Below are 24,340 nucleotides of genomic sequence, written 5' to 3'. Positions count from 1 at the left end.
CCCTCGTCCCGACCCGTCTCCTCGCCCGACGCTAGCGGTCCTGACCGACATCCGGAGCGGCCTTGGCGCCCGCCTCCGGACCGAGGCTCTCGAGCACGGCTGCCAACCGCGCCCGCACATGAGCCCCCAGTCGTGTGACGCCGAAGAGCTCCGCCGTACGACGCAGGACGTCGTCCCCGCTCAGGGCGCCACCCACCAGGAGTCCGCGCATGGCGTTCGCGATCTCCTCCGGGGCGACCTCCTCGAGAGGACGCCCTGCACCCGTGCGGTAACCCGCCCAGCCGGCGGGGTCGAGGTGCGACGGCCAGGCGAACGAACCCAGCGGACCACTCCTCACGGAAACGTGCGGAACGAGCTCGGCGATCAGCCCCGCGCGGGCGGCCCGCACCTTCAGCAGGTCGAACCGACGCGCGACCGTTCGCGTGAGCCGGCCGACCTCGACGGGACCCTCGGTGGCGATGACGTCCAGCACCTCGGTTCGCACCAGATCAGCGGCCCATCCGGCCGGCAGCGCGTCGAGCACCTGTCGACCGGCAACAGTGTCCGCGTGCGCGGCGACGAACGCGGACACCGTGGGCACGGAGGGCGCTGCGGGGCCCTCCTCCGAAGCAGGAGCGTCGCGGACCACGTCCACCGCGGCGGGAGCGCGCCATCCCCCCGCGTCGGGGATCTTCGCCACCCGCCACGTCGCGTCCGGTTCCTGGACAAGCTCGGAACTCGGAGGAGCCACGTCTGCCGGCCACACCGCGACCGGCTCCGCCTCCGGCTCCACCACCAACGGCACTGACTCCTCCACGGTGGCGACCTGGCGCACGAGCTCGTCGACGACCTGTTGGCGGTTCTGGAGCCACATCGGCCACCAGACCCGGAGCACGGTCGGCCACCCCATCAGGTTCTCGAGCACCTCGACGGGTAGCACGTCCCGGTCCGACACGGTGCTACGGGCCCGCCACCCCTCGCCGTCGAGCAGGACGGGCAGCAACGGGCGAGCGGGGTCGTCCGTGCGGCAGACGACAAGATCCAGGCGGAAGCCGGACATCCCCACGTCCGTGAGGACCGTCAGTCCCGCTGCCCGCAGCGCGGCCGCGACGTCGTCGCGGTGGCGGTCACGCAGGACGACCCGCGTGGCGTCGTCCTCGTCGGCGGGCGAGGCCGTTGCCTGGCCCTTCGCGAAGGCCAGGAAGGCTTTGAGGTCGCGCGGTCCGTTGTACGTCGCACCCGAGACGTCGAGCTCGCTGGGGTCGAAGCTGCAGAAGACCACGTTCCTCCGACGCGCGCGGGTGACCGCGACGTTCAGCCGGCGCTCGCCGCCGCTGTTGGACAGCGGCCCGAAGTTCGTGGGGATCCGACCGTTCGCCTGCTTGGAGAAGGCGACCGAGAACAGCACCACGTCCCGCTCGTCGCCCTGGACCTGCTCGAGAGCCTTCACGAAGAGCGCGTCGCCCCGGCCGGTGTGGGCCTCGTCCATCGCCCGCAGCACGCCGGGGTGCGCCCTCGTGACGAGCAGGTCCTCGACGAGCTGGCGCTGGCTCTCGTTAAAGGTGACCACGCCGATCGACGGGACGCCCTCGCCGGCCCGCTCGACCATCTGCTCGACGTACGCGACGATCTCGAGCGCCTCGACCGGGTTGGTGTTGTTGCCGGCGACGACACCTCCGCCGAGATCGGCCTTCTGGTTGCTCCCAGCGCGGAAGTACTGCCCCGCCTGGACCCGGCGGAAGTCCACGCCGGTCTCTGACGACATCAACGTCGGGGTGGGGAAGCTGCTCAGCCCGTTGCGGTAGTAGGTGCGGTTGCTGAAAGCGATGAGCGCCTCGTCCTGGCTGCGGTAGTGCCAGTCGAGCGCCAGCGTCGGCACCCGGGCGAGCTCGCACTCGCTCAGGATCGACTCCTGGTCCTCGACGACGTCGTCCTCGTCGTCCTCCAGCTCGCCATCGGAGTGCTGCGCGGCGACCACACGCGTCGGCGGCATCTGCTTGCTGTCACCGACGACGATGGCGGCCCTGGCGCGGCCGAGCGCCCCGACGGCCTCGGGCACCGTGATCTGTGACGCCTCGTCGAAGACGACGACGTCGAAGTCGAGCAGCTCGGGGTCGACGAGGTCCACGACGGACGAGGGGCTGCAGAGGAAGAGGGGGGTCACCTCCTGCACCGCTGCGCCGTACTTACGCAGGATCGCCCGTGTGCCGAGCTTGCGCGACGTCTTCTCGAGCTCCCGGGCAAGCCCCCCGGTGCTGTGTCCGGAGCCGCCGGTCTCCCGCCGTGCGAGCAGTCGCGCCGGCCCGTCGGTCACCCACTGACGCCGTACCTCGCCCTGCGCAGCCGCGTAACCGGTCACTCGCTGGTCGTGCGCGACGGGATCGAAGCGGTCGAGGCCGGCTGCGCTCATCCGTTCACCGAGCGAGGCCCGCGCGATGCCTCGGGCGAGCGCCTCCTCGGCGACGTCCGCCGCAAGACGCCCCTCCAACAGCTGGGCGCGAGCCTCGTCGAGGCCCACGGATCGCATCGGTTCGAGCACACCCACCAGGGCGCACCAGCGCTGGAGCGGCAAGAGCCGCTCGTGGTCGACGTGCTGGCGCCACACGCTCTCGTGCCGGGACACGGCCGCCACGAGGCCGTCGTCCGAGCGCCACGCGTCAAGATCGGCGACCTGCACGACGAGCAGCTCGCACAGCCGGTCCCACGACTCGGCGTACGCCGCCAGGTGGGCCCGTTCGGCTGCCAGGACACCGTCGCGGGTCGCAGCCGCCACCTGCCGCGACCACTCGTCCGAGCTCCGAAGCCGTTCGGTCAGCTCGGCCACAGCGTCCAGCCGCCGCTGGACGCCGTCCAGCGCCCCCGGTTCGAACGGGTTGCTCGGCCGGTGCGGGCCGAGCCCGGCCACGGTGCTCAGCACGTTGCGCACGTGGACCGCTGCGTCCTGAGCTGCGACGAGGTCGGTCAGCAGGACGCGGGGCTCGGAGGCGGCCACATCCAGTCCGGCGGGCGCCAGCGCGGACAGCGGCGCGAGTGCGGCCGCGCGGCGCTTCCCCCGGCCGAAGACGCCCGACGCGTCCGCGGCGTCCAGCTGGGCGACGACCGCGCGGAGATCACGGTCGACGACCGCCGGTGGGAAGCCGCGGAGACGAGGCGCGGCCTGGTCGAGCACCTGGCGACACGCGGCGAGCGCGTCCGCTGTCGTACGACGCCAGCGCGGTTCGAGAACGGCGTCCAGCTCGGCGCCGTGAGGCAGGTCGTCGTGCGCCCCGGCGGCGAGCACGCACAGCTGGTCCGGGTGCGTCGCCGCGTCGAGCAGACGTCGTACGACGCCTCCGGTCGAGCGGGCCCACTGGGTCTCGGCGAGCAGCGTCCGGACGATCTCTGCGACCTCGTCCGGAGCGAACGGGTCGCCGGCACCGCTCCCGGCCAGCCGCCACGGGTGGCCCGGCCGCGTGCCTGCCGCAGCGGTCCAGCGCGGCAGGTCCCGGCACAGCTCGCGCAACGCCTCGAGCTGGTCGGCGTGGTGCGCGACGGTGGTCGCGGTGACGGGCAGCGCAGGACCGTCTCCGAGCACGAGCAGCTCGTCGTGCGCGCCGTACGCCGACATCCCCGCGGCGTTGGGCTCGTGCAGCTGCGTCGGGTACTCGGCCAGCGCGAAGCGTGCGTTGCGCAGGCGACGACGGGCGCTTTCGGTCGCCGCCGGGTCCGGCTGGACGGTGGACTCGAGCGAGGTCCGGAGGTGCGAGCGCACCGCCGCGGCGTTGGAGCCCTCGTGGTGCAGGTTCAGGGTGAAGGGGCCGAGCCCGATCGCGTCGAGGCGGCGCTGGACGACGGCGAGCGCAGTGCCCTTCTCGGCGACGAACAGCACGCGCATCCCCGACAGCACGCACTCGGCGACGATGTTGGTGATGGTCTGCGACTTGCCAGTGCCCGGCGGTCCCTGGAGCACGAAGGTGCGACCCTCGCGGGCCCAGAGCACCGCACGCTTCTGGGTGGCGTCAGCAGGGATCGGGGTCTCGAGCTGGTCGAGAATGGCCTCGAGCTCAACACCCTGCGGGGTGGCCACGCCGACGGGGTCCTCGAACCGCTCGGTCGGGGTCTCGACCAGGTGACGCACGAGCGGGCGCTCGAGGAACCGCGTGCCCTGGGTGTCAAGGTCCTGCCACATGCGGAAGGCCGTCAGGTCGAGGGTCGCCAGACGTGCCTCGGAGGCGATCTCAAACGGCAGCCCGCGGTCGGCGACCGCACGTCGTACGTCGGCGAGGATGCCGTCCACGTCGATGCCCGCCCGGTCGGTCGCCGGCTCGTCCAGGCTCGGTACGGCGAGGCCGTGCTCTCGGCGCAGCCACTCGATGAGCGCGGCGTTGGCGGTGGTGCGCTGGGAGGTGTCGAGCGAGAGCGTGAACGTCTTGCGACCACGATCAGGACGCAGGTGGACCGGGACCAGCAGGAGCGGAGCCTCGGCCAGCGGTGCGCCGGGCTTGTGCTCCCAGCGCAGCAGACCGATGCAGAGGAAGAGCGGGTTCATGCCGCGCTCCTCGCGCGCCGTCCTCGCGTTGTTGGCCATCGAGCGGAGCTCGCGGAAGCAGGCGTCGGGGCCGACGGGGCGGTAGCCGTCCTTGCCTGCCGCCATGCGCTGGACGAAGAGCGTCCGGTCACGCAGCTGGTCCATCAGATCCTGCGGATCCGCGTCGTCACCACGGAGGGCCAGCACCGCGTTGGGGAGGTCGCGCGCACGCCAGACCTCGGGCACGTCGAAGCCGCTGCGCACCGTGAACGACGCATCCTGGTTCAGCCTGTCCTCGAGCACCCCGAGCCCCTCGGCCGGCAGCACCAGCGGCTGCACCCGGGCGTTGGCGCGGAGGTTCAGCAGTGCGTTCGTCGCGTTGAGGCTGAAGAGCGAGGCCTTCCAGGTGCGGTAGCGCGGCGGGTGGTCGTCCACGTGCCGCTCCCGGTCGGCGAAGTCGACCTCGTCCCGCTCGACCTCCGTGACGGTCCGCTCGCCGCCGGGGCGGTACTCGACGACCTCCGTCACCCCGTCGGCACGCTCGCTGACGGCTGGCAGTGGCGAGACGCCGGCGCGGCGGGCAGCAGCGACGTCGATGAGGTGGACCTGACCTCGGCTCAGTCCTGAGGTCAGACCGCCGGCGACGGCACTCGACCTCGCTTGATCCGCGCTCACGTTCTTGCCAGCCGTGAGCGTCGTCGTCTCGATGACCCCCAACCAGCCGCCGTCGACGAGGGTCCGGATGGTGGCAAGGTCATCGACGACAGGGGCACCCGGGTACCACTCCGGCGTTCCACCGTCGTTCCCGGCAGGATCTCGACGCCAGTAGCCGATGAAGATGTGACCGGGCACGAGCACGAGCACCGGCAGAAGACCGATCTGTTCGAGCGCGGCCGCCATAAGCACCGTCGTGTCCATGCACGTGCCGAGTCCGCCACGGGCGACATCACCGTGGTCGCGGATGCGTTGGCCCTCACGCTCGTAGTCCCAGCCCGGAGGCGGCTCGGAGTAGGCGATGCCGCGCGCGACCAGTGCTTCGTAGGTCGCCGTGACCGACTCCTCCACGCGCTTCTCGACCTCGGCCGGGTCGGTCATCTGGAAGGCGTGGAATCCCGCGTCGCCGACGTTCCGACCGAGCACCGTCGCAGCCTCACGGGCGATCACAGCGATCTCGGGGTGGTTGGGACGCACGAATGCGGCGAGAAGCGCCCGCGCCAGATCGTTCGACGACCTGTTCAGTGACGAGAACCGCCGACCGAGGTCGTCCATCTCAGCCTGGATCCGCGACTGTTCCTGGGCCGTGCCGGCGTCCTGCAGGCTCACACCGAGAGCCTGCATGCGCGACCGGAGCCGCTCTGTCTCGTCGTTTCGCCGAGGGTCACCCGTCCACAACCACAGATCGCGTGGCTGGACGTCGATTGCCTCCTCGTGCCGTGAGAGGACCTTGTCAGTTGTCGTATCCACGAGCTCGATGACGCACGACGCGGCCTGGCGCTCGGTCATCTGCGACATCACGCGCGCCGAGAGGGCAACGTGCACGGATTCCCGCACCCACGGACCCGCCGCAACCGGACCCTCGTACGCCGTGCGGGACCCGAACACGACATCACCGTCAGACACCGACACCGTCAGCCGCGCGCTCGCGACCGGCTCGACCAGCTCGACCAGCACGCCGGAGATCTGCGGGATCCGCGCCACCGACGACGCCCACGACCACTGGCTGCTGACGTCGGCTCGCATGCGCGCGGTGGCGCCGGCGTCGGTCATGGCCAGCTCGTCCGATGACGTGGCCGGGGGTTCGGTCGGCTCGTCGCCGTCCTGCCCGCGCCAGTGCCGGTACGACGACGCCATCAGCTCGACGATCTGCGCCTTGTCGCCGGACGCGACCCGGGTCAGGTCCACGACGACCTCGTGAAGGCCGTAGTCTCCCGCCGCCCCGACGCGGTCGACGTACACCGCGTCCGTCGGCGTGACCGCTGCAGAGCCCACGGGGAAGATCAGGAGACTGTCCCGCTCGGCCTCGACGAAGACCGCACCACTCTGCCGGTCGGCGACGGTGAGCCAGTCGTCCTGCGGGCCTCGGACGATCACAAGCGTTTCACGTCCGACGCGCTCGGTCAGAGCCATCACCAGCAGGTCGGCAGTCGGGTGAAGCCACACCCGATTTGGCCGCCCCGCCTTGACCGCGTCGTACGACGTGAGCCCGTCGTCGTCCATGATGAACCCACTTCCCCGTAGTCGCGCGTCAGTCTGCCCGAGTGAAGGCCGCACGTGGGCAAGTTCAAGCGGATGGGCGCGAACCTTGAGGTACACCGGCCGCGCCGTGGGGTCAGCCCCACACCCACTCGTCGACCCTCTCCACGACGCGCGCCCCGTACCGCTCGTTGACCGTGTCGGCGTGCGCGTCGTACCGACGCGCGTCGCTCTTGTAGTCCGCAAGATCCGCGGACTGCACGAGGCCGCACAAGCTTGTGACCTGGTGCCCCGCCACGAACGCGTCCTGCTCGGGGCCGGCTCCGAACCCCCAGCCCGGCCAGCCCTCCTCGAGCAGCCCCGCCGCGAAGAACGGTCGCACCTCCTCGGGCACGTTGGCGACCGTTGCCAACGGGGAGCCTGCGGCCTCACCGCACGCCAGGCCTGACAGCTCCCGTCGCAGCAGGCGGACCGACCGGGACTCCGGGACCCGCTCCTCCAGCACCAGCAGCTCGGCCAGGTGGTACCAGAGGAAGCCGTCACGACCGGCCTTGAAGCGTGTCCAGACGCCCGATCCGTGGAACGCGCGATCGGCCTCCGTGCTGCGCGTGTTGTGCAGCTTGTCGGCCGCCAGCACGAGCAGCGCCTCTGCGGGGACGTCGGCCACGTGCGCGATCGCCGCTTCCTTGCGCTCCTTCCACGGCGCCTTCTCCGCACCGGCCTCGTCGATCGAGTCCGAGCACGCCCGCACCAGCTCGGCTACGCCGGCTCCGAATCGCTCGGCGATCACCGTGAGGGTCGCCTCCCCGCCCTGGTCCTCGGCGGCGTCGTGCAGCAGGCCGGCAATGACCTGGTCCTCGGTGCCGCCATCCTCCGCGACCAGGGCGGCGACGCTCAGCAGGTGACTGACGTAGGGCACCTGCGTGCCCTTGCGCACCTGGCCACGGTGCAGGTGGGCGGCCAGCCCGACTGCAGCGGCGAACCGCTCGGTGTCCATCTCCTCGACCCACATGGGGCCTCCTCTCTTCCCGCGGGCGCGGGTCGGTGGCGGCAGCCGCGTCAGGCTGCCAGCAGCGTCGGGTGGCGCAGGTACGTCGTCCGCAGGTGCAGGGCGCGCCTCGTGCCGGCACCGGCTCGGAGCACCATCACGTCGAGCTGGGGGCTCGCCCCCCGGTCAACGGCGTCGCCCGGGCGACGGGCCACGTCCACCCGCCGCAGACGCTCCAGCATCCGTCGGGCACGTCGACCCGGGGTCGGCTCGGCCGGTCCCAGCAGCGCGTCCAGCGCGGCGCCCCGGACGATCGGGGCCAGCTGCTCCGCGAGCGTCCGCGGGTGGTCGAAGACCTCGAGCGTCAACGGCTGGCCCCCGACACCGACGAGCACACCGGTCTGGCCGGCCAGCGGACGCACCCGCCGCAGCAGGGCGTCGGCCGCGTCCTGCGGCGGGCGGGGCGCGTCGTACCGCTCGACGAGCGACCGGGTCGGCGACCCGGCGTCGAGGTTGCCGACCCGCCGCCAGACCTCGTGCTGGCCGAGGGCGGCCGCGCGGGTGACGTACGTCGGGGCGCGACGGCCGCTCGTCGTCTGCGTCGCGCCGCCGTGCCAGCGGCCCTCCTCGACGCACATAACGTCGATCCCCACTTGGGTGCGGGCGCCGACCAGCGTCGACGTCACCGCCATGCGGTGCTGCAGCCCGCCTTCCAGCAGCTGCCCCTCGAGCAGGAGCGCGGGGCGGCTGCCGGCGTTGCCGACCTGCAGGCGCGGCACGTGCGCTCCACCCGGCAGCTCGGTGATGGCGAGGCTCGCCCTGGTCGTGTCGTAGCCGCGGCGTGCGGCGACCGGCTGGTCGTGCCAGACCGGGAAGATCGTGATCGCGCCGGCCGTGGTGCCGTCGCCGAGGTGGAGTCGCATCTCCACACCTCCGTTTCTTGTCTGATTGACAAGATAACCGTACCACGTCTTATTGTCGCTACGACTTTTAATCTGCCCGGTCTAGTCCACCCTCCCGGTCGGCCGCATGTGGGGCGGCTCGCCCAGCCGCTCGAGCAGCTCGCGCACATGGGGCCAGGCGGGGCTGTCGGCGGCGTCCGGCCGGTCGCCGAGCGCTCGGAGCGCCGCCTTCAACGCCCTGTCCGCGGTGCCGAGGCTCGACTCGTAGGCGTCGTCGAGGAGGTACGCCGCGGAGTCAGCGCGCTGCGTCGCCGCACGCCACGCCACCCGGTCGAGGAAGATCTCGAGCAGGCGCGCCGCAGCGGACACGTCGTCCGTGCCGATGGGGACGATGTCCAGGCCGCGCGCAGCGCAGCTCTTCTCGAGCCGCTTCTCCTCGTACGCGCTCAGCGCCAGCACTGTGCCCGGTGAGCGCCCGGCAGGGGCAGCCCTCCCCCGGACGTCCACCACCCCCGCCGCCAGGTCCGCGAAGTCCTCGTCCGCCAGGCTGTAACCCACGAAGAGCAGGTGCGACGTGAGCATCAGGCTCTGCACGACGCCCCGTAGTGCGTGGTCCTCCCGCGCCAGGCGCTCGTAGTCCGCACGGGTGATGACGATGCGAACAGCGTCCTTCACGTCGCCGTGCAGCTTGAGCAACCACGGCCCGGCGCCCGACGGCAGGTGTCGCGTCATCACCCGCAGCAGGCCGTCGCCCTCGGCGACGTCCTCGCCGTCGCCGTCGCCCACGCCGGCGCTGGCCAGCTCGAAGCACGGGTCGTAGTTCGTCGTCACGACGCGGCCCGTGCGCAGGCCCGCGAGCAGGCCGTGGGAGATGGCGTGGACGGAGGTAGTGGTCGCGTCGGCGACCGCCTGCTTGAGGTCGTTCTCGCCCATCGTCGCGGCCAGCCGACTCGCGTGGTCCATCAGTGCGTCAGCCGTGTCGCCGGTGGGTTGTCCGCCGCCGATCTCCGCGAGCAGATCCTTCCACGAGGGCAGCCCGGTGGGAACGGAAGCGCCGGCGCCGATGAAGAGTGACAGCTCACCCTTGGCGGCCCACCCGCCGATGGTGTCGGCGCGGTCGAGCAGGTGACCGCCTGGCTGATCGAGCTGGGACCAGCCCGGTGTCGCGCCCCGCGCTGCCTGCATCGCGACGTGGTCGGCGCGGGTCCACGCCACCAGCACGATGTCGACCCCGCTCTCGGCCGCGACGCCCTGCAGCGCCGGCACCAGGTCGCGGACGACCTCGCCGCGCCGCCGCGCGAGCCCGCCCTGGCCGGTGCCGACCAGCGGCAGGGCCAGGAGGGGTACGGCGCGCCCGGCCCCCGTCGGCGCCGTCGCCAGGCGGCCCGCCGCCGACTGCACGGCGCCGGCGGTGCGCTCCACGACGTCGGCCGGTGTGAGCTCGGCGGCCTCGACCGCGACGAACGCGTAGACGGGCCGCTGCGAGTCGGCCGACGACACAGAGACGAGACCGTCGGACCCGGCGGGTCCGTCCAGCCGGATCCTGCCGAGGTGGGGCGTGGCTCCGGCGGGCAGCAGCCCGCTCCAGTGCGCACTCACGTCCAGGGCGGAGTCGCACGGCAGGAGGATCGCGTCGCAGCTCAGCCGGGTGAGATCGCCCTGCATCACGAAGAGGTGCCCGGTCGTCGTCATGCAGCCATCGTGCGTCAAGACGAGGTGCCGGCAGGGGTACGACGCCCGCGACTGGTGAGTGGGGTTCAGGGCCGCAGGACCGCTGGCGAGCTCAGGGCGCCATCGGTCGAGTACGACGGTGGTTGCGATCCGGCGCCGTAGCGGTCGACGTACTCCCGGCTCGTGACCCCCGGGTCGAGGAAGCGCGCCGGATCGACGGCGATGAACCGGTCGTCTGCCCGCAGGATGCGGCGCCACACGGCGTCCACGTCCTCGCCCAGCTCGCGGTGCTCGGCGCGTACCAGGGAGTGCTGGTACTCGAGGTTCTCCGGCGGGTGCACGTGCAGGACGCGCACGACGTCAGCACCCACCGCGCGGTCGGTCTCCAGCCGGTGGGCGAGCAGCTGCTGACGCATCAGCTGGTAGAACGGCTCGTCGAGCATGAGCTCGATCGGCAGCACGTCGGACCGCAGCGGCCCGTTCGGGTCGCCGAAGTCCGCGCCGTACCGCCGGATCCGCGTCTTGTCGTAACCGGGGTTCGGGTCGCGCAGCCGGCCGTACTGCTCCGTGTACTTCCACTCGACCAGCGCGAGCTCGGTGGTGCCGCCGCCTGTGCGGTAGCGGAACGCGGCGTCGACGCTCGTGCAGCGACTGCCACGGACGCGCGGCTTCCCGCGACCCTCGTCGAAGTAGTCGGTCGGACCGATGTACTCGAACGTCAGGTAGCGCCCGTCCTCGATCGACAGCACCTCGGCGATGTCCACGACGTCGCCGAACGCCCGCCGTACGAGCTCGGCGTCCTCGACCATCGCGAAGAGGGCGTTGGCGCACTGCACCTGCGACGACAGGAGGTTGTTGCCCGGCCCGTCGCCGACCCCGCAGTGCCACGGGATGCCGAGCTCGGCGAACAACTGGATCGCCCCCTCGGCCTCCGGCAGGAGGTTCGCCGCCGCATGCTCGGGCGGCAGGCAGTGGTCGTACCGCCCCCGGGGCCGACCGGCGTGGTCGATCCATGGCGCGGCCTGTCGCGCCGTCGCGGGCAGCAGCGGCGTCCGCGTCTTCCACGCGGCGGCGCGCGCCTGCTCCCGCTCGGTGAAGGTGGTCATGGTGTGGCGACCGTACGGCGGGACACCGACAGTCCGGTCAGTAGCGACGGGCGTGCGCCGGGTCGACCTCGACGAATTCGGCGCCGAAGTAGGCCGTCAACGCCTGCAGGCGGGTTCGCCACTTCTCCTGCGCGGGCGGCAGCCGGGGTACGACGACCGCGGCCTCGCACCGGGCCGCCTCCAGGCCCCGCTCCTCGAACCAGAAGTGCAGCGGCGTGGCGCGCCGGATGAACTCGCGGTAGAGCACGGCCTGCGTGACCGCCTGGCGGTAGTAGGAGCCGACGCCCGCGCTGCCTGCGACCTTCATCTCGATGGCCCAGGGGGTCGTCCCGTCGGCCAGGAGAGCGTCCAGGTATCGGGCGCTCCCGCCCGGCCCCCACTTGGTGGGGAACTGGCTGCCCCAGTTGACGACGTGGTGAGCGGGGACGCGAGAAAGCACGAGGCCGCGGACGGCGATGAGCGCCTCGCCTCGCAAGATGCGGGACTCGAGCGCGTGCTCGTCCTGCTCGACCTGACCGGCTCCCCGCTGCTGCCACTCGACGATGAACCGCGACACCAGCGCAGCCGCCTCGTCAGCTGACTCGGTCTCGACCGTGTCGGCCCGCTTCGTGGCGGCGATCCATGCGTCGCGTTGCCTGCTGCGGGCGTCCCCGACGCCGTCCTTGCCGACGCCGAGCGTCAGCCGCGACGCCGTCCCACGACCGACCTCCAATCCCTCGAGGCGAAGCGACCACTCCTTGCCCCTCGTCGACAGTCGCGGGTAGGCACGGAGGCCGGGTACCGCCACCCGCTCCACCACGTCGGTGACCAGGCCCGGGACCTTCCACTGCTGCGCCAGAAGGGCCGGCCACGTGCTGTACTCCGCGGGGTCGGAGGCGTTCCACCCGGTAGGAGCAGCGACCCAGTCGTCCCCCGCTGCCTCCAGGACGTCGATCGTCAGGGTCTCGTCGACCCGGGACTCGATGAGTGTCCCAAGCGCCCCGCGGGCCTCGCTCGCGAGCTGCGGCACCCGCAGGACCAGTCGGCCCTCGTCTGACACCCCGGGCAGGCTTGCGCCAGCGAGGTGCAGGTCGATCAGGTCGACCAAGGCGGCGATCTGCTGCTTGGCCGACGCGTCCGGCCGCACCTGGGCAGCGCGCGCCCCGTCGTGCACGAGCCGGCCCGTGGCCGAGCTGATGCTGTTCACTCGATCCTGGGCCCAGTTGACCGTACTCATCACCACGTCCCCTCAGCCGGCGCGTCGCGGCGCCACCTGGCGAACATAGTCGTCCGTGACGCACGGTGCTGGACTCCTGCCCATCGCGCTGCTCTTGGGCGAATGTCGGACCGCAAGGGCCGGACGAGACCTAGGCTGGCCGGGTGACGCCAGCCCGCCCCTCACCGGTGCAGTCGGCCCTCGAGCGCCTGGCGAACGCGGTGGATGACCTGAAGGCCGGGGACCCACTGAGGCCGGTCACCGTCCTCGCCCCGTCCACCCCAGCCGCCGTCACCGCTCGTCGGCACCTGGCCTCCCAGGGCGGTGTGGCGGCCGTGAACGTGACCACCCTGGCGCGTTACGCCGACCTCCTGGCCGCGCCGCTGCTCGCCCCGCAGCGCCCCGCCACGCGAGCTGTCGTCGCTTCGGCGTGGCGGGCAGCGCTCGGACGAGAGCCGGGGGCTTTCGTCGAGGTCGCCGACCACCCCTCGACCGTCGCGGCCCTCACCCGGGCCTACCGCGACCTGCGCGACCTGGACGTCGCAGCCCTCGACCTCATCAGCACGCTGGCTCTGCCGGCCCCGGACCTGGTGCGACTCCAGCGCGAGGTCGAGGCCACTCTGAGCTCGTCCTGGTACGACGAGGTCGACCTGCTCTGGGCCGCGGCCGACGCTGCGGGCACGGGGAACGAGCCTGTGGTCGTCTACCTCCCGGGGCGGTTCACGCCGAGCGAACGCCGGTTCCTCGAGGCGCTCCGGACGGCCCGCACGGTGGTCACCGTCGAAGCAGAGCACCCCGCACCGCGCGCCACCCGCGTCATCCACGCGTCCGATGCCGACGACGAGGTGCGCGCGGTCGTGCGGGACGTCATGGCGAGCCTCGAGCAGGGCAGGACGGCCGTGGTCCTCTACTCCGACCCCAGGCCCTACACCCGGCTCCTCGCCGAGCAGCTGACGTCCGCCGGCATCGCGTACAACGGGCCGGGCGCCCGCCCGGTGGCCGAGCGGGCCGTCGTACGCACGTTCCTGGGGCTCCTCGACCTGGCTCGTGACGACCTCCCGCGGGCTGCACTGTTCGACGCCCTCGGCGGCGCGGCGGCGCGTGATTTCGACGGCGAGCTCGTCCCGACCGCTCGGTGGGAGCGCCACTCGCGCTCGGCCGGCGTCGTCCGCGGCGACCACTGGGACCAGCGGCTGCGCACCTGGATCGACGACGAGGCCGCCGAGTGGGAGAAGGAGTCGGGTCACCGGCTCCACGCGTTCGCCGGCGAGCTGCGCCGCCAGCTCTCGCAGACGCACGCCACCTGGGCCGACATGATCGACTGGGCCCTCGGCCTGTACGCCACGCTGCTGGTGGACCAGGACCGGCTCCGGCAGTTGCCCCCCGAGGAGCAGCACGCGCACACGACGCTGCAGCTCGCTCTCCATGGTCTCGTCGTTCTCGACGACACGACGACACCGCCGTCCGTCGGCGCGCTGCACGAGCTGCTGTCGGTGGACCTCGAGGCGTCGATCCCCCGCGTGGGGCGGTTCGGCGACGGTGTGTACGTCGGCCCGATCGCGACCGGCGCGGGTCTGTCGGCCGACGTCACCTATGTCCTCGGCCTCAGCGAGGACCTCTACCCCGGAACCCCCCGGGAGGACGTCCTCCTGCCCGACCGGATCAGGGCCCGCCTGGACGGCGCGCTCCCGATCCTGCGCGACCGCATCGACGACAAGCGCCGAGCGCTCGACGCTGCCTTCTCGACGGCACCCGAGGTCGTCGCCACCCTCCCCCGGGGCGACCTGCGCCAGACCAAGGGGCGGCTGCCGAGCCGGTGGCTCCTGCCCACCTTGCGCCACCTGGCGGGCGATCCGGAGCTCTCCGCCACGCAGTGGGAGACCGCGACGTACGCCGAGCGCGTCTGGGCAGTCGGGTCGTTCGCGGGCGAGCTGCTGACGTCCGGGCGTCTCGCGACCGAGCAGGAGTGGCGCATTCGCGCGGCGGTCGCCGGCGTCCTCACGGACGTCGTCGTCGAGAGCGCCGGCGAGGTCCTGAGGGCGCGCGACGGCTCCGACTTCACCCGCTTCGACGGCAACCTGGCTGGGCTCGACGGGCTCAGCGACCTCCGGCTGGGCGAGGAGGCGATCTCCCCGACCGCGCTGGAGAAGTACGCCGCCTGCCCTCACTCCTACTTCGTCGAGCGCATGCTCGGCGTGCGTCCCGTCGAGAACCCCGAGGACGTCGTCACGATCCCGGCGGCCGAGCTCGGCACCTTCATCCACACCTGCATGGACGAGCTCACCAAGCGGGGCGGGCTGCCCGGCCCTGGGGAGCCGTGGACCGCGGAGCACCAGCTGGCGCTCCGCGAGATCGCCGAACGGAACGCGGCCGCCCTCGAGCAACGGGGGATCACCGGTCATCAGCGGCTCTGGGCGGTCGAGAAGGAGCGGGTGCTCATCACCCTCGCCGCCATGCTGGACGAGGACTCCGCGTGGCGCGCCGGGAACGCCTCCGCCGTCACGGCCGCCGAGCTCGAGTTCGGACTGAACGGCAAACCACCGATCGAGGTCGCCGTGCCGGGCGGGACGATCCTGATGCGCGGGAGCGCGGACAAGATCGACGTCGCCGACGGTCGGATCTACGTCACCGACATCAAGTCCGGCCGCAGGAGCGGGTACAGCTCCATCAAGCAGGCCGACCCCGCGCCGTACGGGAGCAAGCTCCAGCTGCCGGCGTACGCCTACGCCGCACTCGCGGTCCTCGACCTCGACCTGCCTGTGACGGCCGGGTACTGGTTCGTCCACAAGGACACCGGCCGGGTCGACCTGGAGTTCGACGACGACGTCCGGGACCACTACGGCCGGGTGCTCGCCGTGCTCGCTGCCGGCATCGCGGGCGGCCTGTACCCCGCCCGTCCCCCGACGGGTGACGACTTCGCCTTCACCCAGTGCGCCTTCTGCAACCCCGACGCCATCGGGTACGCCGGCCGCCGCCGCGAGTGGTCGTCCAAGGCCGCCCACCCCGACCTGGCAACCCTCGTGTCCCTCATCGTCGACAACGAGGTTCCCCATGACTGAGCCCGCGGACATCGCGGCGCGCAGGCGGATCCGCGAGCAGACCGACCGGACGCTGTTCGTCAGCGCCGGCGCCGGGTCGGGGAAGACCACCTCGCTCGTCGGACGGGTGGCGCACCTCGTGCTCGTGGACGGCGTGCCGATGCCGGCCATCGCCACCGTGACGTTCACGATCAAGGCGGCCGCGGAGCTGCGGGACCGGTTGCGCTCCGAGTTCGAGAAGGCCGCGCACGGCGCCGGGGACGTCGTACGACGGGAGCGTGCCCAGCGCGCGCTCGACGAGCTGGACCTGGCCGCCATCGGCACGCTGCACTCGTTCGCGCAGCGGATCCTGTCCGCCCACCCGATCGAGGCGCAGCTGCCCCCGGCGGTCGAGGTGCTCGACGAGGTGGCGTCCTCCATCGCCTTCGAGGAGCGTTGGTCCCGCATCCAGCAGCAACTGCTGGACGACGACGCGGTCTCCGAGGCGCTCATCCTCGGGATGGCGGCCGGGGTCACCCTGCGGCAGGTGCGGCAGCTGGTGCGGCTGCTCGGGTCGGACTGGGACCGGATCGACACCCACGTCCTCACCCACCCGCCCGCGCCCGTGTCGGTTCCCGACCTCGCTCCCGTCCACGACGGGATGACCCAGCTGGCGTCGCTGAAGTCCAGGTGCACGAACCCCGGTGACAAGCTCTGCGGCAAGATCGGCGCGCTCGCGGCACTGGTCGAAGAGGTCGCTGCGGCCCCGTCGGTGCGGCACCTGCTGGAGGCGATCCCGGCCGTCGAGACGTTCACGATGGGGAACACCGGTCGCAAGGCCGACTGGTCCGGCGAGGACCCGAAGGCGATCCGCGCCGAGGTGAGGGCCGTGCAGGAGAAGGTCGTCGCCCTGCGCGCCGCCGTCGTCGGGCAGTGCCTGCGCCACCTCGCTCACTGGGCGGGCGGTCGCGTCCTGGCCGAGGCGCAGGAACGACGGCGCAGCGGACAGCTGGAGTTCCACGACCTACTCGTGCTCGCCCGCGACCTCCTCGTCCGGTCAGAGGACACTCGCGCGGCGCTCCACGAGCGCTATCGGCGGCTGCTGCTCGACGAGTTCCAGGACACCGACCCGATCCAGATCGAGCTCGCCGTCCGCATCGCGGGCGGGCGCGACGCTCGCCAGGAGCGGTGGGAGGACGTCGCCGTGCCCGAGGGCCGTCTCTTCGTCGTCGGCGACGCGAAGCAGTCGATCTACCGGTTCCGTCGCGCGAGCATCAAGACCTACCTCGACGCGCAGGCCGCGATCGGCACCAGCACGACCCTGTCGACCAACTTCCGCTCGGACCCGGCCGTCATCGAGTGGGTCAACGCTGTCTTCGGCCAGCTGATCACGTACGAGAAGGACGGACAGCCGCCGTACGAGCCCCTGGTCGCCGACCGGCCCGTCGATCCCAGCCTGCACGGGCCGCCCGTCGCGATCCTCGGCGCGGAGCCGAACCCGAAGGTCGACGCGGAAGCCCTCCGGCGCTTCGAAGCCGCGGACGTCGCCGGGATGATCACGACCATCCTCGACGAGGGCTGGACCGTCTTCGACGACACCACGGAGGCGTGGCGCCCGGCGCGGCCTGCCGACATCGCCATCCTCATCCCGTCGCGCACCTCGATGCCGATGCTGGAGGACGCGCTCGACGACGCCGGCGTCCACTTCCGGGCGGAGCCGATGTCGCTGGTCTACGAGGCGCCCGAGGTGCGCGACCTGCTCATCACCGCCCGCGCGATCGCCGACCCGTCGGACCCGCTCGCACTCGTCGCGGCCCTTCGGTCACCCCTCTTCGCGTGCGGTGACGACGACCTGTGGCGCTGGAAGCACTCCGGCGCCCGCATCGACCTGTTCGCGAGGACGACGGACGATGCCCTGGCCGACGGGCCTGTCGGCCGGGCCCTCGCGTACCTGACCGCGCTGCACCGAGCCGCCCGGTGGCTCACTCCCAGCGAGGTTCTGAGCCGGATCGTCGACGACCGGCGGGCGCTCGAGATCGGCGTACATCTCCCACGCACCCGCGACTCGTGGCGCCGGCTCCGCTTCGTCGTCGACCAGGCCCGGGCTTGGACGGAGGTCTCCCACGGTGGGCTCCGCTCGTACCTGAGCTGGGTGGCCCACCAGGCCCAGGACAAGGCGCGCGTGTCCGAGGCCGTCCTCCCGGAGCAGGACATCGACGCGGTGCGGGTGATGACCGTCCACGCCGCCAAGGGTCTCGAGTTCCCCATCGTGATCCTCAGTGGCATGTCGACGCAGCCGCGGCGCGAGTACGGCGTACGCCTGCTGTGGGACGACAAGCTCGGTTACGCGGTCAGCCTGCGCAAGGACCTACGGGACCCCAGCTTCGAGGGGATGGCCGCCATCGACGAGCAGATGAGCGACCTGGAGCGCACCCGGCTGCTGTACGTCGCAGCCACCCGCGCACGCGACCACCTCGTCGTGTCGCTGCACCGCATTCCGCGCAACAACCCCGAGCAACTCACTCCGGCGGAGCTGATCGACAGCGTGGGCGGCTCCACCGTCGGCGACCCCTTGCTGTTCAAGGTGGACGCGGACGCCCGCCCGCGAACGCCGGCCGCCGAGTCGGCGGCCCCTCCTCCCGCTCGCGACGAGTGGCTCAGCGGCATCAGGACCGCTCAGGCGAACAGCCGGCGGGCTGGCGCTCTGACGGCCTCGGGTCTAGAAGGCACCGAGCCCGAGGTCGTGATGGCCGAGGCCGGCGAGGCGGGCGCCGCCAAGGGTCCTCGTGACCTCGAGCTACCGCCGTGGACGAAGGGGCGCTACGGCTCCGCTGTCGGGCGCGCCGTCCACGGGGTGTTGCAGGTGGTCGACCTTGCGACGGGCGCCGGGCTCCGTGACGCCGTACGGGCGCAGGTCGTCGCCGAGGCCATCGTCGACCTCGCCGACGTCGTGACCCGGCTCGTCGAGGCGGCCTTGGCAAGCGACCTCGTCAGGCGGGCGGCGGACCGGGAGCACTGGCGCGAGGTGTACGTCGGCGCTCCGCGGTCGGACGGCACGCTGGTCGAGGGCATCATCGACCTGCTCTACCGCGAGGACGACGGGTCGCTCGTGGTGGTCGACTACAAGACCGACGTCGTCACGAGCGCGACGCTGGATGCGAAGGTCGCCTTCTACCGCCCGCAACTGCTGGCCTATCGGGAGATGCTGGCGGCGAGCGTGGGCGGATCGCTTGAGACGCGGTTGCTGTTCCTGCACCCGACGGGGTGCTTGGACGTGGGCGTAAGCGGGATGTCGAAAAGTCCGCGAGTTGGGGTGGAGCCTGGCTGAACGCTGACAGGCCAGCCATCGGTGGCTTCGATGGGTGCCTCGGAAGCAAACGGCTCACGCCTCGCGCTCATCGCAACTACCCTCGGGGCCGTGATCCCCTCCCTCATCGCGATCTCGGCCGTCGTCTTGCTGGCCGTCGGATGTCTTCTGTGGGACGCGCGAACTAGGCGTCGTCGCAGGATCTCCGTCCCTGCGTACGCCACGGACGATAACGAGCACCGAGTATTTCCGACAGCGGGACTCCTTGTCTCGGAGACGATCCTCCAGTCTGCCGGATCCGACTCGGAAACCATCTGGGCTGCCCTCGAGACCGCGGCGGCACCAGTAGCTGTCGAGTACTTTCCGGTGAGCGCCTCGGAACTCACCAAGTACCGAACGGTGCCAGTCTCAGCGGTGCAGAAGCCCATGGTCGACATCGTGAACGCTCTCAACCCGAGCAGCCCGACCCTGTACCGCGTCGTACTGCCGAAGGGTGCCGAACTTGTCGAAGCAATGGGTGTCTCAGGGTTCAGGGGATTCTCCCGGACGGGCGGCAAGACGACCCACGCAGTCCTGAAGCCCGTCGCGGCCGGGGGCGCCATCGCGGCGGGCTGGCCAGCGTTCGCCATTGCGGGCGCCGTGATGGCCGTCGACATGATGGCTCAGCGAGAAGTCCGTGCCCATCAGCGCCGGGTGGAGAACACGCTCGATCGGCAAGAAAAACGCGCCTACGACGAGAGGGCGAGTGCCCAGCGCTCGGCCGACGCTCAGTTGACACGCGCTCTAAGTCTCATGCTCGACGGTCGCCACGTGGAGCTCGACCTCGCGCTCAAGAGCGCCTACGACGAGTTTCATCGCAGCCAGATCTTTTTGGAGACCCATCAGAACATCATCCAGAACCTCACGGACGTCGATGGCAAGGTCGACTTCCGTTGGCTGGAAGCGGCCCTCGGCCAGAAGATCGAAAATCTCGACGACTTCTTTCGAGAACTACATCTGGCACGCGGGGCCATCGCCATCCGAAGGAAGGCCTTAATCGCCGACGCTGCTTCGGTAGCGCTTGCCGACCCAAACAACCCCTACAAAGCGCTTCGCAAGTTCGTCGACTCGCAGAGGTATCAGCTAGAAGAAGCTGTGAGGATCGTGGACGAGCTCACCGCGCAGTTCACGGAGATTCAACTGAAGGGCGGCTGGTCGATATCAAAGGCGTTGGAGAAGCAGCGCCACGTACGCGCCGGCGCAGCTCCCCTGGCAGTCGACACCGAGCTCGAGATGCGGTTCTTGAGAACTGCATCGGGCGAGGTCGTCCAGGTAGTCTCTAGTGATGGTGAACTGGAGGACTGACCCGGCTCGTCGCAATTGAGATTGCAGGCGTCTGACATCTGGAGGACCTCGACATACCAGAGCGCCTCTACATCATCAGGTTCGACGAGCCCTTGAAGATCTCCCGCGGCACCTTCTAAACCAAGAACCTGAGTCAATTCGACCCTCGACAGATCGTCGACGAAGATCAGGCGTCGCGGGGCCGACGAACGTGATAGCTCTGAACCACGGACCTGGCTCCTTGGGCATCTGCGAGTCTCTCTCTGAGGATGCGGACAGCCAACGATGGAGGAAGGGCGGCTGAGAACTTGAAGCCCGAGACAGCGTCCATCTCTGGATGAGGCACGGCGTTGCAATCCGCGTCTTTCACGCTCACGTCTCGTGTCAGATTCACATCAAAAGACCCGGTCGTCGGCCCACGAACACCGAGCCACGGCGCCCGATCGGCTCACCATCTCGGCCGATTTCGCCGCCCACCGAAAACGTCAGGTAGATGAGCAGAATGGTTGCACCTCACTCCTCGCTGTGGAGCCTAGGGGACTCGAACCCCTAACCCCCTGCTTGCAAAGCAGGTGCGCTACCAATTGCGCCAAGGCCCCTCGTGCGTCGTACTGACGCAGCCGCGCCGCTCGCGCGGCGCGAAGTTCACTTCGAGACGGGGTCGGTGGCCTCGGCCCACAGGGCCTGCTCGGCCTTGCTCTCGTCCATCTTCTTCTTGGCCAGCACTGCGCCGCCGACGGCGAGCAGCGTGAGCACGATCTTCTTCATGGCGAGCCCCTTCCCAGGCGTCTCGAACGCGGGCGAATCTACCGCACGGCGCTGCGCCGTACCCCACCGCCCGATGCGAGCGAGGGGCTCCCCAGCGGAGTGAGAACGCCGTACTCTCAGTGGCCGGCGTCACAACGGGGCGGCGCCGCGAACCTCGGGAGAACGATGAAGCAGCTGCTGCGCACCGCCGCGTGCGCCCTCGCCCTCAGTCTCGGACTCGTCGCGGCCGGCTCGGGCACGGCGGCGCAGGCCGCTAGCTCGACGACGTACCGCGAGGGGGGCCTCGCCACGGCGGTCACGAACTTCGTGGTGAGCCCGGGGTACCTGCGGGGCGTCAACGACTGGGGCTGCGTGCCGAGCCCGGAGCACCCGGACCCGGTGATCCTGCAGCACGCGACGTTCGTGAACTTCGGGTCGAACTTCGTGAAGCTGGCGCCGCGGCTGCGCAACGAGGGCTACTGCGTCTACGCGCAGAACTACGGGATGACGCTCTCCTCCCTCGGCCGCATCGGAGGGCTCGGGCAGGTCAGCCGGTCGGTGACCGCGTTCGGCACGTTCGTCGACCAGGTGCGCGCCCGCACCGGCGCCGCGAAGGTCGACGTCGTCGGCCACAGCCAGGGTGGGCTCGTGCCGTACGCCTACATCAAGACCGCCGGCGGCGCGGCGAAGATCGACGACTACGTCTCGTGGGCCGGCAGCCAGAACGGCACCACGCTCAACGGCATCGCCACCCTCGGGCAGTCGCTGCGGCTGCTCGGCTTCGCCGAGGCGTTCGCGAGCCTCCTGCAGGCGCCGGGCGTCACCGACCAGGCGCGCGGCAGCCGGTTCATGAACGCGCTGCTCGCCGACCCGAGCGTGCCGGCCGGGCCCGACTACATGACGATCCAGACGCGCTACGACACCGTCGTCACGCCCTCGGCGACCCAGTCGATCCCCGGCGCCGAGAACGTCGTGCTCCAGGACCTCTGCGCCGACAACCGCGTCGGCCACGTCGGGCTGTTCCTCGACGAGCCCACGCTGCAGCTGACCGTCAACGCGCTCAACGACGGGCCCGAGGGCTTCCGGCCGACGTGCGGTGGGTACGGGCCGCCGCTCTGACCTGAGCAGGTACGCCGGAAGTCGCCGCCGCCTCGCCGTGCCGCGCGGATCACCCGTGGGGCGTTGCTGCGTTCAGGAGGCGGGGCGGCTGCGGACAGAAAACGCCAACCAGCGGAACAGCCCGTTGGCCCCCTCGAAGCGCCAGTAGTCGTGCCACTCGGCGGTATAGGTACCAGCGAGGTCCTGGTCGAACCGGGGAGCACTTCCGTTGGCCCACTGCAGATGCCCCGCGAGTGTCCTGCCTTCGTGGATCCGGAAGTCCGCATCACGGGTCACGCGACCCGCGGGCGGGTTCCACAAGCCCGGCACGTTCGTCAGCATGACGGCCAAACCGTCGGTGTTAGAAGCGGGCTCGGTGAACCGCTCCAGACGGTGCACGTCGTGGATGAAGTAGCGGCGGGCCAGGTCGTAAGCAGCGTGGTTCTTCAGCTGGAAGTGCTCGCCCTGGCCGTCCTCACCGCGCCAAGAGGCGGTGGCGTACTTGAGCTCGATCAACGTCCGCCGCTCCTTGGTCCGGCACACGATGTCGACGTATTCGGCGCGTTCGGCGGGCTGCCGCACCTCAAGGCGCACCTGGATGGAGGAATCGGCAGCCGCGATGGCTTGCGCCAGGGCGAACTGGAAGTCGGCCTCGGAGTGGAACACCGGCCGTTGTTGGCTCAGGTTCGTCATGACCGTGGCCAGGTCGACGGAGCCCGCGATAGGCGTCATGCGTCCCATGGTGGCAGTCCGGACCCGCCAATAGGGTGAGATTCATGCCGGTGGGTGACTGCGAACGGGCCTTTGCGAACGCCGCTGCTGCGGACGGGATCGCGCTGACACGCGCGAGGGTGCCGTGGCTGAACCAGCGAGGTCACTACGGTCTGCCCCTCGAAGCCCACGAGGTGCGCGAGACGCTCGGCCGGATCTTCGAGGCACTTGGCGGCGTGGAGACGCAGCAGCGGGCCAAGCGTCTGACCTCCCTGCCTGGCGACTTCTTGCACGAGCCGTCCGGCACGTTCATCGAGGTCGACGAGTCCCAGCACTTCACCTCCTGGCGGCTCCGCAGCCTCGACCTCTACCCGCCCGGGACCCCGCTCGGCTTCGACCTTGCCGAGTACCGCGAGCTCTGTGCCGATTGGGCACCCAGGTCGGACCGCTACCGGGCGTCAAAGCCCGCGGTCGGCTTCGGCGACGCGGGTCGGCAGCGTCAGCGCGCCTACCACGACGCGCTGCGCGACCTGGTGGTCCCGGCCATGGGTCACCCGCCGCTCATCCGGGTGCCCGCGCCCGCCCGGGACGGGTCCGCCGCGTACGAACGGGTTCGGCCTCGACTCGCTGCCCTCAGCGCCGAATGACGCGGCTCCGCCGATAGGCGTCCCGGCAGTCGTCCGACCTCGCCGCTCACTCCTCCCGCAGCATCCCCGCCGGCAGGGCGTCCGCGTCGACGTACCCCTCGGCCACGACGCGCTGCAGGAAGGTGGCGACGGCCCAGCGGCGCCCGCCCGGGTCGCTCATCTGCGACGCCGGGAACTCTTCCCGGAGCAGCATCCGCGGCCACGGCACGAACCCGAGCAGCCTCCGCAGCTCGTACAGCTCGAGCCGGTAGCGGAACTCCCTGTCCGGGGCCCTGCCCGGCGAGTAGAGGTAGTAGCGGAGGAAGTACGGCTCGGGCAGCTCCGGCAGGTCGAACTCCACCGCGGGCACCGGCCACCGCAACCGTCGCGACCGCGGTCCGCTGCTCACCCCGGGAACGCTACCGGCCCGGCCGGGCCCGGGTCGGCGTAAGACCACGCCGGGTAGAGCGTCCTTCCTGCGTGAGCACGCCAACCCCACCTCCCCACGAGCCTCCCGAGCCCTCCTCCTCGCGCGACGTCCTCGGCCCCCGGCGCGGCGACGCCCTGTCCGCGGTCGCCGCGTGCCTGCGCGACGCCATCGTCTCTGCGGCGGTCGCCGACCTCGACGCGCCCCACGTCGTGCTCCGGGAGGACGCGCGCACCGGACAGATCGGTGTCGCCGGCCCCTACCGCGACGCGCTGGCCGCCGCCGTCGCGGCCGAGCAGAGCCGGCTCGAGGAGGAGTGGATCGACGGGGCGGAGCACGCGGCGACCTACCGGATCGCGCCGCTGGCCGCGCCGTAAGGGCCAGGAACGCGACAACGCCCCACGGTGGTCCGTGGGGCGCTGCGGTGGTGGGCCTAACAGGACTTGAACCTGTGACCTCTTCCTTATCAGGGAAGCGCTCTAACCGTCTGAGCTATAGGCCCGGGTGGCGGAACGACGTACGCCGCGCGGAATGCTACCGGAG

At 71.1% G+C, this 24,340-nt stretch carries 15 protein-coding genes and 2 tRNA genes; 6 read left to right on the top strand and 11 right to left on the bottom strand.

Annotated elements, in window-relative coordinates; genetic code table 11:
* Window positions 1-31: 31 nt before the first annotated feature.
* From ACOACO_RS02780 to ACOACO_RS02755, 6 genes are all read right to left on the bottom strand, one after another.
* Entirely contained in the window at window positions 32-5,386 is a 5,355-nt protein-coding gene (locus ACOACO_RS02780; protein ID WP_420296286.1) for a DUF4011 domain-containing protein, read from the bottom strand.
* Between the two features lie 1,429 nt (window positions 5,387-6,815).
* On the bottom strand, window positions 6,816-7,691 hold the full coding sequence (locus ACOACO_RS02775; RefSeq protein WP_420294726.1) for an HD domain-containing protein: 876 nt from the start codon (window positions 7,689-7,691) through the stop codon (window positions 6,816-6,818).
* A 47-nt stretch (window positions 7,692-7,738) separates the two neighbouring features.
* On the bottom strand, window positions 7,739-8,590 hold the full coding sequence (locus ACOACO_RS02770; protein ID WP_420294725.1) for an ARPP-1 family domain-containing protein: 852 nt from the start codon (window positions 8,588-8,590) through the stop codon (window positions 7,739-7,741).
* Between the two features lie 81 nt (window positions 8,591-8,671).
* Window positions 8,672-10,261 (bottom strand): SIR2 family NAD-dependent protein deacylase, encoded by a 1,590-nt coding sequence (locus ACOACO_RS02765; RefSeq protein WP_420294724.1) that lies wholly within the window; start codon window positions 10,259-10,261, stop codon window positions 8,672-8,674.
* A 65-nt stretch (window positions 10,262-10,326) separates the two neighbouring features.
* Window positions 10,327-11,346, bottom strand: a complete 1,020-nt coding sequence (locus ACOACO_RS02760; protein ID WP_420294723.1) for a PGN_0703 family putative restriction endonuclease — start codon at window positions 11,344-11,346, stop codon at window positions 10,327-10,329.
* Window positions 11,347-11,383: 37 nt separating this feature from the next.
* Window positions 11,384-12,532: a hypothetical protein gene (locus ACOACO_RS02755; RefSeq protein WP_420294722.1), complete on the bottom strand. Its 1,149-nt coding sequence runs from the start codon at window positions 12,530-12,532 to the stop codon at window positions 11,384-11,386.
* 173 nt (window positions 12,533-12,705) lie between these two features.
* Between ACOACO_RS02755 and ACOACO_RS02750 the strand changes: the two genes are divergently transcribed.
* The 3 genes from ACOACO_RS02750 (at window position 12,706) to ACOACO_RS02740 (ending at window position 20,209) form a co-directional block, all read left to right on the top strand.
* Complete coding sequence (locus ACOACO_RS02750; protein ID WP_420294721.1) at window positions 12,706-15,600, top strand: PD-(D/E)XK nuclease family protein; 2,895 nt, start codon at window positions 12,706-12,708, stop codon at window positions 15,598-15,600.
* A complete protein-coding gene (locus ACOACO_RS02745; RefSeq protein ID WP_420294720.1) occupies window positions 15,593-18,886 on the top strand; it encodes a UvrD-helicase domain-containing protein in 3,294 nt (1,097 codons plus the stop codon). The genes ACOACO_RS02750 and ACOACO_RS02745 overlap by 8 nt, the downstream gene beginning before the upstream one ends.
* Window positions 18,887-18,976: 90 nt before the next feature.
* Window positions 18,977-20,209: a hypothetical protein gene (locus ACOACO_RS02740; protein WP_420294719.1), complete on the top strand. Its 1,233-nt coding sequence runs from the start codon at window positions 18,977-18,979 to the stop codon at window positions 20,207-20,209.
* Window positions 20,210-20,714: 505 nt separating this feature from the next.
* Here the strand turns inward: ACOACO_RS02740 and ACOACO_RS02735 are convergent.
* Window positions 20,715-20,787 (bottom strand) — tRNA-Ala (locus tag ACOACO_RS02735).
* 46 nt (window positions 20,788-20,833) lie between these two features.
* Complete coding sequence (locus ACOACO_RS02730) at window positions 20,834-20,956, bottom strand: DLW-39 family protein (RefSeq protein ID WP_420294718.1); 123 nt, start codon at window positions 20,954-20,956, stop codon at window positions 20,834-20,836.
* A gap of 165 nt (window positions 20,957-21,121) precedes the next feature.
* On the opposite strand from ACOACO_RS02730, the gene ACOACO_RS02725 reads away from it, so the two are divergent.
* On the top strand, window positions 21,122-22,054 hold the full coding sequence (locus ACOACO_RS02725) for an esterase/lipase family protein (protein WP_420294717.1): 933 nt from the start codon (window positions 21,122-21,124) through the stop codon (window positions 22,052-22,054).
* A gap of 72 nt (window positions 22,055-22,126) precedes the next feature.
* Here the strand turns inward: ACOACO_RS02725 and ACOACO_RS02720 are convergent, their stop codons facing one another.
* Window positions 22,127-22,765 (bottom strand): hypothetical protein, encoded by a 639-nt coding sequence (locus ACOACO_RS02720; RefSeq protein WP_420294716.1) that lies wholly within the window; start codon window positions 22,763-22,765, stop codon window positions 22,127-22,129.
* 44 nt (window positions 22,766-22,809) lie between these two features.
* On the opposite strand from ACOACO_RS02720, the gene ACOACO_RS02715 reads away from it, so the two are divergent.
* Window positions 22,810-23,391, top strand: coding sequence for a DUF7255 family protein (locus ACOACO_RS02715; RefSeq protein ID WP_420294715.1), 582 nt, complete (start codon window positions 22,810-22,812; stop codon window positions 23,389-23,391).
* Between the two features lie 46 nt (window positions 23,392-23,437).
* On the opposite strand, the gene ACOACO_RS02710 is transcribed toward ACOACO_RS02715, so the two are convergent.
* Window positions 23,438-23,779, bottom strand: coding sequence for a hypothetical protein (locus ACOACO_RS02710; RefSeq protein ID WP_420294714.1), 342 nt, complete (start codon window positions 23,777-23,779; stop codon window positions 23,438-23,440).
* A 71-nt stretch (window positions 23,780-23,850) separates the two neighbouring features.
* On the opposite strand from ACOACO_RS02710, the gene ACOACO_RS02705 reads away from it, so the two are divergent.
* Window positions 23,851-24,174 (top strand): hypothetical protein, encoded by a 324-nt coding sequence (locus tag ACOACO_RS02705; protein WP_420294713.1) that lies wholly within the window; start codon window positions 23,851-23,853, stop codon window positions 24,172-24,174.
* Window positions 24,175-24,222: 48 nt separating this feature from the next.
* On the opposite strand, the gene ACOACO_RS02700 is transcribed toward ACOACO_RS02705, so the two are convergent.
* Window positions 24,223-24,299, bottom strand: a tRNA-Ile gene (locus ACOACO_RS02700).
* Window positions 24,300-24,340 lie beyond the last annotated feature (41 nt).

This window comes from Nocardioides sp. CPCC 205120 (assembly GCF_048654585.1).
Classification (GTDB): Bacteria; Actinomycetota; Actinomycetes; order Propionibacteriales; family Nocardioidaceae; genus Nocardioides.
Note: the sequence above shows the minus strand (reverse complement) of the source record. Positions and strands in the feature narration are given on the sequence as shown.

What these genes read in the sequence shown, in the direction of transcription:
- ACOACO_RS02780 (WP_420296286.1), bottom strand. Translation starts at nt 5,386, where the DNA reads ATGGCGGCCGCGCTCGAACAGATCGGTCTTCTGCCGGTGCTCGTGCTC.
- ACOACO_RS02775 (WP_420294726.1), bottom strand. Translation starts at nt 7,691, where the DNA reads ATGTGGGTCGAGGAGATGGACACCGAGCGGTTCGCCGCTGCAGTCGGG.
- ACOACO_RS02770 (WP_420294725.1), bottom strand. Translation starts at nt 8,590, where the DNA reads ATGCGACTCCACCTCGGCGACGGCACCACGGCCGGCGCGATCACGATC.
- ACOACO_RS02765 (WP_420294724.1), bottom strand. Translation starts at nt 10,261, where the DNA reads ATGACGACGACCGGGCACCTCTTCGTGATGCAGGGCGATCTCACCCGG.
- ACOACO_RS02760 (WP_420294723.1), bottom strand. Translation starts at nt 11,346, where the DNA reads ATGACCACCTTCACCGAGCGGGAGCAGGCGCGCGCCGCCGCGTGGAAG.
- ACOACO_RS02745 (WP_420294720.1), top strand. Translation starts at nt 15,593, where the DNA reads ATGACTGAGCCCGCGGACATCGCGGCGCGCAGGCGGATCCGCGAGCAG.
- ACOACO_RS02730 (WP_420294718.1), bottom strand. Translation starts at nt 20,956, where the DNA reads ATGAAGAAGATCGTGCTCACGCTGCTCGCCGTCGGCGGCGCAGTGCTG.
- ACOACO_RS02725 (WP_420294717.1), top strand. Translation starts at nt 21,122, where the DNA reads ATGAAGCAGCTGCTGCGCACCGCCGCGTGCGCCCTCGCCCTCAGTCTC.
- ACOACO_RS02720 (WP_420294716.1), bottom strand. Translation starts at nt 22,765, where the DNA reads ATGACGCCTATCGCGGGCTCCGTCGACCTGGCCACGGTCATGACGAAC.
- ACOACO_RS02715 (WP_420294715.1), top strand. Translation starts at nt 22,810, where the DNA reads ATGCCGGTGGGTGACTGCGAACGGGCCTTTGCGAACGCCGCTGCTGCG.